Origin of the sequence: Streptococcus sp. 1559 (genome assembly GCF_013276735.1) — a bacterium.
Taxonomy (GTDB): Bacteria; Bacillota; Bacilli; order Lactobacillales; family Streptococcaceae; genus Streptococcus; species Streptococcus pseudopneumoniae.
The window spans coordinates 1-10692 of sequence record NZ_VMLO01000071.1 but is presented as its reverse complement, the minus strand read 5'-3'; the positions used below and the strand labels follow the sequence as shown (position 1 = coordinate 10692).

Here is a 10692-nt window from a genome sequence, read left to right as displayed (position 1 = left end):
CATATTACTATTATATAATGCTTTTTGATTTTAGTCTAGTATTAATCCCAATTTTCCATGATGAATCCAATAGTAAATGGTTGAAATTCCCACGTTAACCCCTTTAGCCATAACCATCATTTCAGGAGAAAACTTTTGATTATGATAATGGAGAATCTTTTCCTTTAGTTCTTTGGTTAAGCTTGATTTCTTGACCGAGCGCCTGCGATTGTTTTCATAAGACTGTTGAGCATAGTCGGTAGAATAAACCTCTTTGAAGCGCCCTTTTCCAAGACATTGTCAGACTGTCCCACGCTTGATTTCAGTGTGGATAGTTTGAGGAGCTTTTCCAAGCAAAGAGGCAATTTCTCTATTTGATTTTCCTTCTTTTGTTTGGCTTTTGTAGTATAATTGTCTTGCATCTCTGTGCCTTTCTTGTGTTTGTGGTTGAACAACAAGTATAACACAGAGGTGTTTTCTTATGCCTAGAAGAGCTTTCATTTTTTTCAAAAAAGGTTGAAAAAACACCTTTGTGAGATGAAATACCCTTCAAATACCGTATCTCCCAAGTGAAAATCTCACAAATTTCTTAAACTTTGAGTCAAACTTCACATATCTAATCCATATCGATAGTCGGACAGAACTCACTTCTATGGTATTATCCTATCCCCCTTCCAAATGTCAAGCAAAAATGACAAGTATTTTAGAAATAACTCGCCATTTCATTAACTTTCTACTATATTAAAAAAATGTGACCTCATAGCAAGGACTCAAACTCAGCGACGCTCATACCCAGCTGATGGCTGGCAACCTCGGAAGTCAGAAGTCCTTGGCGAACCATATCCAGAAAGGCAAAAAGTTTCCCACGTTCCAAGCCTTCTTCTCGCCCTTGTTCAATCCCTTCAGCTCGTCCACGTTCAAGACCACGCTCCAGTCCCTGTTCAAGCCCCTCTGCACGACCACGCTCTAAGTCTTTTTCCTCCGCTTGTTCCAATGCATAGTCATGAGCGAGTAAGGCTTGTTCTTCACGCATACGTAGTTGACTAAACATTTTCCTGTCCTCCTCGGACCAGCTCTTGTAATCTAGCAGTTGGTCTGCTTGGCTGATGGCTCGCTCGGGGCGCTGGGTAAAGGGTTTATTCCCGAAAAACTCCAACCATGGCTTGCGAACGCTATCCTTGCTGGTTTCTCTGTATTTTTTAATTCCAAGAATACCATCTTGACTAGATGGTTTTCCTGTCCATTGTTTGTGATGGTTAAGACTTCACCTGTCGTTCCCTCTCGCATACTAAAGCTATGAAAAGCTTAATCATCCTGAAAGTAATTACTATCCACAATAGCTATTGCGTATACTGATGCGATGTGTTTATAACTTTGGTGAGCGTTTCCTTCTTATTGGCGAATTTTTTCTAGATTTTGATTGACCTGACTGCACAAGTAAGCCCACAGGAGATTGATGAAAAAATTCTGATGATGAACTTGAATTTCAATGATTACTTGGGTTCCATTATCCAACTCCACCAAGACATCAATACTGGTATAGAAATCTTGTGCTTAATAGGGCAGAGAAGGCAAGACGTGAATGTTACTTCCTTCCAAAATGGTCACATTTTTTGCTGGTAAATCCAGCATATCGCGAATAAATTGACAAGTGATTTCTGGATTGCTGAAAATTTTCTTAGCGTCCAAATCATTGGTTGAGCTAATGCCCGGATGTCTTAGAATCATTCTTTCTCTCCTTTCATTATAGCACATTTTTAAATCTAGGTTTGCTAGATTCACTGCTTCTATCTATAGTAAAATGAACCAAAAACAGTACACAATGTTGTATAATCTTCTTATGGCATATTCAATAGATTTTCGTAAAAAAGTTCTCGGCTATTGTGAGCGAACAGGTAGTATAACAAAAGCATCACAGGTTTTCCAAATCTCACGTAATACCATTTATGGCTGGTTAAGGCTAAAAGAGGGAACAGAAGAGCTAAACCATCAAGTAAAAGGAACAAAACCAAGAAAAGTTGATAAAGATAGACTTAAAAACTATCTTACTGACAATCCAGACGCTTATTTGACTGAAATAGCTTCTGAATTTGGCTGTCATCCAACTACTATCCACTATGCGCTCAAATTTATGGGGTACACTCGAAAAAAAGAACCACACCTACTATGAACAAGACCCAGAAAAAGTATCCTTATTTCTTAAGAATTTTAATAGTTTAAAGCACTTAGCACCTGTTTATATTGATGAAACAGGATTCGATACTTACTTTTATCGAGAATATGGTTGCTCATCAAAAGGTCAGTTAATAGGAGGTAAAGTCTCTGGAAGAAGATATCAGGGGATTTCTTTGGTTGCAGGGCTAACAAATGGTGAGTTAATCGCTCCAATAACTTACCAAGAAACAATGACGAGCGACTTTTTTGAAGCTTGCTTTCAGAAATTTCTCTTACCGACATTAAATACACCCTCAGTTATTATTATGGATAATGCAAGATTCCAATAGAATAGCTAGAATAGAATTCTTGTGTGAAGAGTTTGGGCATAAACTTTTACCCCTTCCTCCCTACTCACCTGAGTACAATCCTATTGAGAAGACATGGGCTCATATCAAAAAGCATCTCAAAAAGGTATTACCAAGTTGCAATACCTTTTACGAGGCTCTTTTGTCTTGTTCTTGTTTCAATTGACTATATTTATTCGGAAAAAAGACGAAAAAACCTGAGAACCATCTCAGGCTTGGTCATTAAATTTTTTTCTCAATACCGAAAAGTGGAGAAAGTGGTCGTTTTTCATGAATACGTACGATAGCATCCCCTAGAAGATGAGCGATTGAAATCTGCTCAATCTTATCAATCAAACGCTCTTCTGGCAGATAGATAGTATCCAAAACAACCAATTTCTTAATAGCTGATTTTTGGATATTGTCCGTAGCAGGACCAGAAAGAACTGGGTGCGTACAGCTTGCATAGACTTCAACAGCACCAGCTTCCGCAAGAGCATCTGCCGCATGACAAATCGTTCCAGCGGTATCAATCATATCATCAATCAAGATACAAGTCTTGCCTTCAACCTTACCGATGATGTTCATAACTTCACTAGTATTCATCTTATCAACGCTACGACGTTTATCAATAATAGCGATAGATGTTTTCAAAAATTCTGCCAACTTACGAGCACGAGTCACCCCTCCATGGTCCGGGCTGACAACCACATAGTCAGAACCAACCATACCACGACGCTCAAAATAATCTGCAATCAGAGGAGCACCCATCAAATGATCCACAGGAATATCAAAGAATCCTTGAATTTGCGCAGCATGCAAGTCGATGGTCAATAAACGATCCACTCCAGCTACTTCAAGCATATTTGCGACAAGTTTTGAAGTGATTGGCTCACGCGCTCTCGCCTTTCTATCCTGACGTGCATACCCATAGTAAGGCATGACAACATTGACAGATTCTGCACTCGCACGCTTCAAAGCATCTACCATAATCAAAATTTCAAGCAGATTGTCATTTACAGGCGAACTAGTTGATTGTAGGATAAAGACGTGTTTCCCACGGATTGATTCTTCAATGTTGACCTGAATCTCTCCATCTGAAAATTGGCGAACACTTGATTTCCCCAACTCTATCCCAATCTCCTGCGCCACACGTTCTGCCAATTCTTTATTAGAAGAAAGGGCAAACAGCTTTAAATCAGAAAAAGACATGATTTCCTCCGGTATATATGTATAACTTGTGCTTTTCACAAGATTTTCCATCTACCATTGTAGCGCTTTTTGCACTATTTTTCAATCAAAAATAAAAGAAGGGCACCATATTTGTACCCTTGCATCATTCTTTTGAAAAATATTCTAGGTCATCAACTCATTGTGTTTCTCAACAAAGCAATAAGCATGATAAAAACCATAGAGAGCAATAGCCGTAACCACTGGAATCGCTAAAGGCAACTCTGTTTCCAACTCCACAAAAGGAGAGTTAAACAAGAAGTGAGTTCCCAAGGCTAAACCTAGAAAAATAAGGCCCTGTTTCTTGCCAACCTTCTGTCCTTTATAGGCTCTGTAAAGCAAGTAAACACCTACTACAGCTAGACCTGAAAAAGTCCAGTGAGAGGCAATTCCTGAGATGATACGCTCTAAAATTCGCGAAATAGTAAAGTCAAAGCCCTCTGGCAAATCCGTACGAATATAACCAATATCCTCAATCATTTGGAATCCCAAACCGGAAGCAATTCCAAGTAAAAACAAAGATTTTAATTTTCGCACAGGAATCAAAGCCAAAACAAAAACAAGTGGCAATAATTTCAAGGGTTCTTCTACCAAAGGAGCCACAATAGCACTTTCAAAGGCATTTAAAAATGTACTATCTGGAAAAAGCATACCCAGCAAATCATGGATATAGGTATTCGCAAAGCTAGACAACCAGCCTGAAAGGAACATCCCTCCCAATAAAGACAGAATCAAAACCTTCTTTGGCAATTCCCATTTTTTCCCAATACGGAAGAGAAAATAAAGAGCCGGAATCATGTAAAAGAGAGCTAGAAAGATAGAAACTCCCATTAGTCCATATTCCGCACCTGACCTCGAACCGTCCGTATAGTAGATGGTTTCATACTGTAAACCAATACATAGCAATAAAATAAAAATAAATAAAATACTGCTTTTCTTCATACACTTTCTTTCTAAATGAAGTATTTATAATTCTACGACTGTCATACTTCCTGTATCAACATTGTAAATGGCACCAAAGATAGTGACATCGTCTGGTATTAGGGGAGACTCGATAAGCAGTTGCATATCCTCGCGTACACTCTCTTCTATATCTTGGAAGGGCAAGAAGTCCTGGTCTGACACATCTACACCTAATTCCTCTTTTAAATACTCCTGAAAAGGTTCATTTTCAAAGGTCTGAGCACCACAGTCTGTATGGTGCAATACCACAATCTCTCTTGTCCCCATTTGTTGCTGGGAAATAACTAGCGAACGAATCATGTCTTCAGTCACTCGACCACCTGCATTCCGCAAGATATGAGCATCCCCAAGTGCCAAGCCCAGAGCTTGCGCAACGTGCAGACGAGAGTCCATACAGGTCACAATAGCTACTCTTGTTTTGGGTTTAAGTGGCAGATTTAACTGCCCATGTAAGGCAACATAAGCCTGATTAGCTTGCATAAACTGTTCAAAATACGACACGATTCCCTCCTTGAAAATTTGATAGTCAAATATTTCTCCTATCTTATCATTTTTAAGAGAATTTGTCACGGATTATGCAAAGACCTTTTTCAAAACTTCCTGAATCGTTGTCACGCCAATGACCTGAATTTCCTTGGGCGGAGTGATTCCTGGCAAGGAATTCTTAGGTACATAAATCTTAGTAAAGCCTAACTTAGCAGCTTCGTTGATACGTTGTTCGATACGATTCACGCGCCGAATTTCTCCTGTCAAGCCCAGTTCTCCCACAAAACATTCCTGAGGATTAGTTGGCTTGTCCTTATAGCTCGAAGCAATAGCAACAGCAACGGCCAAGTCAATGGCAGGTTCATCCAATTTGACACCGCCAGCAGATTTAAGATAGGCGTCCTGATTTTGCAAGAGAAGACCTGCCCGCTTTTCCAAAACAGCCATAATCAAGCTAGCACGGTTAAAATCAAGTCCTGTCGTCGTACGCTTGGCATTTCCAAACATGGTCGGTGTCACCAAGGCCTGCACTTCTGCAAGAATAGGACGCGTCCCTTCCATGGTCACAACGATTGATGAGCCAGTCGCTCCATCCAAACGCTCTTCTAGGAAAACTTGACTCGGATTAAGAACCTCAACCAAGCCACCTGACTGCATCTCAAAAATCCCAATCTCATTAGTGGAGCCAAAACGGTTTTTGACCGCTCTCAAAATACGAAAGGTATGGTGACGCTCCCCTTCAAAGTAAAGTACCGTATCCACCATATGCTCCAACATACGAGGCCCAGCTAATGTTCCTTCCTTGGTCACATGACCTACGATAAAGATGGCAATGTTATTGGTTTTAGCCAGCTGCATAAGTTCAGCCGTCACCTCACGCACCTGAGAAACAGAGCCCTGCACCCCTGAAATCTCAGGAGACATAATAGTCTGGATGGAGTCAATAATGAGAAAGTCTGGTTGGATACGCTCCACCTCAGCACGAACACTCTGCATATTGGTCTCTGCATAAAGATAAAACTCACTATCAATATCACCCAAGCGCTCTGCTCGTAGCTTGATTTGCTGAGCAGACTCCTCCCCACTGACGTAGAGAACAGTCCCCACTTGGGACAACTGGGTTGAGACTTGTAGGAGAAGGGTTGATTTCCCAATTCCAGGATCCCCACCTATGAGGACGAGACTTCCTGGTACCACTCCGCCTCCAAGTACACGGTTGAATTCCTCCATCTCTGTCTTGGTTCGATTGACATTGATGGAGGTCACTTCAGCCAGTTTCATGGGCTTGGTTTTCTCACCTGTTAAAGACACACGCGCATTTTTGACCTCGACAACCTCAACCTCTTCTACAAAAGAAGACCAAGACCCACAGTTGGGGCAACGCCCCAGATATTTAGGTGAATTATACCCACAATTTTGACATACAAATGTCGCTTTTTTCTTTGCGATGATAAACCTCTTTCTATATCTCTAATTCACACTCAACCACTTGGCAAAAATCAATCTTCTCATTTGGCACAAACTGACGCATGAGCATGTTGTGAGTTACCACTATCACGGTCTGGTAATCTCGATACTTAGCCATGCATTCTAGAAAACGAGACTTCATCTCCGTAGCTGTCTCATATTGAATAGGACTATTAGGAAGTAACTCCCCCTTATTTTCTAGAAACATAGTACGAGCTTTTTCAAAATTATCTGTGCCACTTTCATAGACCTGCCATTCATGTAATAAAGGCTCTACTCTTAAAGGAAGACCCGTAGCATAAACCACATAAGAAGCCGTTTCTAAAGCTCTTGTGACTGCAGAAGATACGATTATTTCAGCTGAAGGGAGTAAAGGATTGGTGCTCAATTTATGGGCCTGCTGCCGTCCCTTCTCAGACAAGGGCGCCAAATCTATCCCAAATCCCGTATAAGAACGCTCCTCTAACTCACGGTAATCTGGCTCCCCGTGACGTATAAAGATAATCTTCATCTTAGTGTCCAGTTGATCCAAAACCACCAGTTCGCACACCATCAGCTGCATCTCCATCTGCAATTAAGAAAGGAGCAAAGACAGCCTGGACAACACGTTCTCCAACTTCAAGAACAACCTCTTGGTCTGTGATATTCTTCATCTGTGCAAAAATATGCCCTTCATTCCCAGGATTTCCATAATAGTCCCCATCAATGACCCCAACTGAGTTAATCAAGACCAAGCCCTTCTTACGAGGATTTGAAGAGCGATCATAAAGGTAAAGAACCTCAGTCGGCTGCATATAAGCCTTAACCCCTGTCGGAACCAAGACAATCTCTCCTGGAGCTATAACTGTACGCACAGCAACCTTTAAGTCATAACCAGCCGCATGCGCTGTCTCACGCTTGGGCAATAAATTTTCATCTGTAAAAGTAGAAACCAATTCAAAACCACGAATTTTCATCATCTTCTCTTTTCTATTATCATTTATTCTAGATTATTCTATCTTATTTATTCGGAAAAAGCACGAAAAAAAGAGCACACAATTCAAATCGCTTAGGGCTGCTGGATTCCTCCCCTGACCCGCTTCACGCAGAACTGTTGCTCCACTATTTATTATATCACATTCCTATTCATTTTAAAAGCAAAATTATTTTTTCCGTCTATTTCTAAAAAAGTCCTGCATAATAGCTGCGCATTCATCTTCCAAAATTCCCGTTTCAACCTCTACACGATGGTTAAGACGCTCATCTGTCAAGATATCGTACAAACTTCCAGCAGCGCCAAATTTCTGGTTTTTAGCCCCATAGACCACATTTGGAATACGGGCAAGCCCAATCGCCCCACTACACATGACACAAGGTTCAATGGTCACAAAAAGTATGCAATCCAGCAAGCGCCAGCTCTCCTCACTCAAGTTCGCATCCTCTATAGCCATAATTTCCGCATGCATAACCGCTCGCTGTAATTCCTCACGCGCATTATGCCCACGACCAATGATTTCCCCATCTTTGACAATCACACAACCAATTGGAATTTCATCGTGTTCAAGAGCAATCTCAGCCTCTCTCAAAGCCTCCCTCATAAAGACTTCTTTTTCTTCAAGCGTATAATACATCTCTTTTCTCTTTTCCTACTTATCGATTTTATTATTATATCATGAATCCCAACACAAAAAAAGCCACCGAATGCGGTGACTCTATAGGGCGATTATTATGAAAAAGAAAAGTTTAGGATATTTGTTACAACAAGTTAGGAGGTCTTCTTGTAACTGTCTATAGTATACCCGACCTATCTTAAACAAATCTTAAAAATCTCTTAGGACCAAACACTTTCTAAAATATTTGTTTGTTCACGACCAGGACCTACTGAGAAAGTAGAAATACGAACGCCAACCAATTCACTCACACGACGAACATAGTTACGCGCATTCTCAGGAAGATCCTCCAAATTACGAACTCCAGTAATATCTTCTGACCAACCTGGCAACTCTTCATAGATAGGTTTGCAACGCTTCAATTGCTCAAGACTAGCTGGATAGTAGTCAATACGTTGACCATCAAGATCATAGGCCACACAGATTTTCACAGTATCTAAACCACTCAAAACATCGATAGAGTTCAATGAAAGATTAGTAATACCAGAAACACGACGGCTATGACGCATCACAACTGAGTCAAACCAACCTACACGACGTGGACGACCAGTTGTTGTACCATACTCATGACCCACTTCACGGATACGTTCTCCCACTTCATCAAACAACTCAGTTGGGAAAGGACCATCTCCTACACGACTCGTATAAGCTTTACATACACCTACAACCTTGTCAATCTTGCTTGGACCGACACCAGAACCAATTGTCACACCACCAGCTACAGGGTTTGATGACGTAACAAATGGATAAGTACCTTGGTCGATATCTAGCATAACACCTTGTGCACCTTCAAAAAGCACACGTTTGCCATTATCAAGCGCATCATTCAAGATAACAGATGTATCTATCACGTATTTCTTGATTTGTTGACCATATTCGTAATATTCTTCAAAAATATCATCGAAAACAATCTCTTTACTGTCATACAATTTTTCAAAAAGACGATTCTTTTCAGCAAGGTTACGTTCTAAACGCTCACGGAAAATATCTTTATCTAAAAGATCTGCAATACGAATTCCAACACGAGCAGCCTTGTCCATATAAGCTGGACCAATTCCCTTAATTGTCGTACCAATCTTATTGTCGCCCTTAGCTTCTTCTTGCAAGCGATCCAACTCGATATGATAAGGCAAAATAACATGCGCACGATCAGAAATACGCAAGTTATCAGTTGTTACACCTTCCTCATGAAGATAGCTCAACTCTTTTACAAGAGATTTAGGATTTACAACCATACCATTCCCAATGACAGATATTTTTTCAGGGAAGAAAATCCCAGATGGAATCAAGTGCAACTTAAATTTCTTACCGTCAATCACAATCGTGTGACCAGCATTATCACCACCTTGGTAACGTGCAATCACTTCTGCATTCGCTGAAAGGAAGTCTGTAATCTTCCCTTTACCTTCATCACCCCATTGGGTACCTACAACAACAACTGAAGTCATAATCTTGTCTGAGCCCTCAGGCTCTTCCTTTCTCACATACATGGCAGGACTCTCACCTGCAATTATATCTTACAATTTATTATAATAAAAAATCGCCTTTTTATCAAGAAGAAACAATAGAAAGATTTGCTATTTCCAACTATTAAAAAATGATTTAGAAAAATAAGCAGCTATTTATTATTATCTTTCCATAAAAAAGTAAATTTGTTCGGAAATTAACTCAGACTATCTCAACAAGAAATAAAACCTTGTTTCATTATCATCTTTTCAAGATACAAACGATAAGCAACACGATAATGGTAAACGATAAAATCCCTACGACACCCAATACCATATCTCACTAAATAATAAATTAAAAATTTAAAATGAAAATGTTCCCAGTCAAAATGATCACCAAATACAGTACCATACTCTTCTTCAATATTTCTATAAAAATCCGCCATCTGCTCATAAATTTTTTGTAACATAATCAAATACTCCTTTTCTTTTTTATGAACTTATTCTAACAAAAAATTTTAATTAATCATTAATAATTCCTGAATTGTACAAATACCAACCTCAATAAGATAAAAAATAGGAAAAGTTGACAGAATAGGAACAAATTTACTACCTAAATTAGACTATTATAGACCTTATTAACTGCGTTAAATACTAAAAGAGAGTTGAGGTAAAAATCTTAAAATAAGAAAAACGCATAGTATAGTTGCTTAGTTTCAAACAAGCATGCTATAATAAAGCTATGGCATATAGTACAGATTTTAAACAGCGAGCATTAGATTACATCAAAGAGGGGCACAGCCATGTCGAGGCAGCCAAGGTTTTTGATGTCGGCGTCAGAACTCTCTTCACATGGAAAAAGAACTTACGTGAACAAGGACACTTAGAGATGAAAAAGCGAGTCGTCAAAAACCGAAAGATTCCTTTAGAGGAATTGAAAGCCTTTGTAGAGTCTCATCCAGATGCTTTTTT

General features: G+C 39.7%; 9 protein-coding genes, 1 other RNA gene and 4 pseudogenes. 2 read left to right on the top strand and 12 right to left on the bottom strand.

The annotated features are described in order from the left end of the window. Nucleotides 1-42: 42 nt before the first annotated feature. Together HT688_RS08850 and HT688_RS11880 are read right to left on the bottom strand one after the other, a co-directional pair. A pseudogene (locus HT688_RS08850) lies at nt 43-401 on the bottom strand (helix-turn-helix domain-containing protein); the annotation flags it as partial. A 335-nt stretch (nt 402-736) separates the two neighbouring features. Then, nucleotides 737-1707 (bottom strand): annotated as a pseudogene (locus HT688_RS11880) (PD-(D/E)XK nuclease family transposase). A 112-nt stretch (nt 1708-1819) separates the two neighbouring features. On the opposite strand from HT688_RS11880, the pseudogene HT688_RS08835 reads away from it, so the two are divergent. Next, nucleotides 1820-2667, top strand: a pseudogene (locus tag HT688_RS08835) (IS630 family transposase). Nucleotides 2668-2723: 56 nt separating this feature from the next. Here the strand turns inward: HT688_RS08835 and HT688_RS08830 are convergent. The 10 genes from HT688_RS08830 to comW form a co-directional block, all read right to left on the bottom strand. Then, on the bottom strand, nt 2724-3692 hold the full coding sequence (locus HT688_RS08830; protein ID WP_000010164.1) for a ribose-phosphate diphosphokinase: 969 nt from the start codon (nt 3690-3692) through the stop codon (nt 2724-2726). Nucleotides 3693-3836: 144 nt separating this feature from the next. Next, on the bottom strand, nt 3837-4652 hold the full coding sequence (locus HT688_RS08825) for a PrsW family intramembrane metalloprotease (RefSeq protein ID WP_000749767.1): 816 nt from the start codon (nt 4650-4652) through the stop codon (nt 3837-3839). A 24-nt stretch (nt 4653-4676) separates the two neighbouring features. Beyond that, the gene (locus HT688_RS08820) at nt 4677-5174 is read right to left on the bottom strand and encodes a beta-class carbonic anhydrase (RefSeq protein WP_007285146.1); all 498 of its coding nucleotides are present in this window, start codon (nt 5172-5174) and stop codon (nt 4677-4679) included. A gap of 72 nt (nt 5175-5246) precedes the next feature. Then, on the bottom strand, nt 5247-6608 hold the full coding sequence (radA, locus tag HT688_RS08815) for a DNA repair protein RadA (protein ID WP_078148950.1): 1362 nt from the start codon (nt 6606-6608) through the stop codon (nt 5247-5249). A 13-nt stretch (nt 6609-6621) separates the two neighbouring features. After that, a complete protein-coding gene (locus tag HT688_RS08810; RefSeq protein WP_023937502.1) occupies nt 6622-7179 on the bottom strand; it encodes a histidine phosphatase family protein in 558 nt (185 codons plus the stop codon). Next, on the bottom strand, nt 7139-7582 hold the full coding sequence (locus HT688_RS08805; RefSeq protein ID WP_000702002.1) for a dUTP diphosphatase: 444 nt from the start codon (nt 7580-7582) through the stop codon (nt 7139-7141). Before HT688_RS08805 ends, HT688_RS08810 begins: the two co-directional genes overlap by 41 nt. A gap of 56 nt (nt 7583-7638) precedes the next feature. Further along, an RNA gene (ffs, locus tag HT688_RS08800) (signal recognition particle sRNA small type) lies at nt 7639-7736 on the bottom strand. 32 nt (nt 7737-7768) lie between these two features. Continuing rightward, on the bottom strand, nt 7769-8236 hold the full coding sequence (gene tadA / locus HT688_RS08795; protein WP_016397786.1) for a tRNA adenosine(34) deaminase TadA: 468 nt from the start codon (nt 8234-8236) through the stop codon (nt 7769-7771). Between the two features lie 200 nt (nt 8237-8436). Then, the gene (locus HT688_RS08790) at nt 8437-9723 is read right to left on the bottom strand and encodes an adenylosuccinate synthase (RefSeq protein ID WP_016397785.1); all 1287 of its coding nucleotides are present in this window, start codon (nt 9721-9723) and stop codon (nt 8437-8439) included. 230 nt (nt 9724-9953) lie between these two features. Further along, entirely contained in the window at nt 9954-10190 is a 237-nt protein-coding gene (gene comW, locus HT688_RS08785) for a sigma(X)-activator ComW (protein WP_023937504.1), read from the bottom strand. 272 nt (nt 10191-10462) lie between these two features. On the opposite strand from comW, the pseudogene HT688_RS08780 reads away from it, so the two are divergent. Then, nucleotides 10463-10692 (top strand): annotated as a pseudogene (locus HT688_RS08780) (IS630 family transposase); the annotation flags it as partial.

Bases quoted from the DNA above. Each gene is read 5' to 3' on its own strand.
- HT688_RS08830 (WP_000010164.1), bottom strand. From the start codon at position 3,692: ATGTCTTTTTCTGATTTAAAGCTGTTTGCCCTTTCTTCTAATAAAGAA.
- HT688_RS08825 (WP_000749767.1), bottom strand. From the start codon at position 4,652: ATGAAGAAAAGCAGTATTTTATTTATTTTTATTTTATTGCTATGTATT.
- HT688_RS08810 (WP_023937502.1), bottom strand. From the start codon at position 7,179: ATGGTGTGCGAACTGGTGGTTTTGGATCAACTGGACACTAAGATGAAG.
- HT688_RS08805 (WP_000702002.1), bottom strand. From the start codon at position 7,582: ATGAAAATTCGTGGTTTTGAATTGGTTTCTACTTTTACAGATGAAAAT.
- tadA (WP_016397786.1), bottom strand. From the start codon at position 8,236: ATGTATTATACGCTTGAAGAAAAAGAAGTCTTTATGAGGGAGGCTTTG.
- HT688_RS08790 (WP_016397785.1), bottom strand. From the start codon at position 9,723: ATGACTTCAGTTGTTGTTGTAGGTACCCAATGGGGTGATGAAGGTAAA.
- comW (WP_023937504.1), bottom strand. From the start codon at position 10,190: ATGTTACAAAAAATTTATGAGCAGATGGCGGATTTTTATAGAAATATT.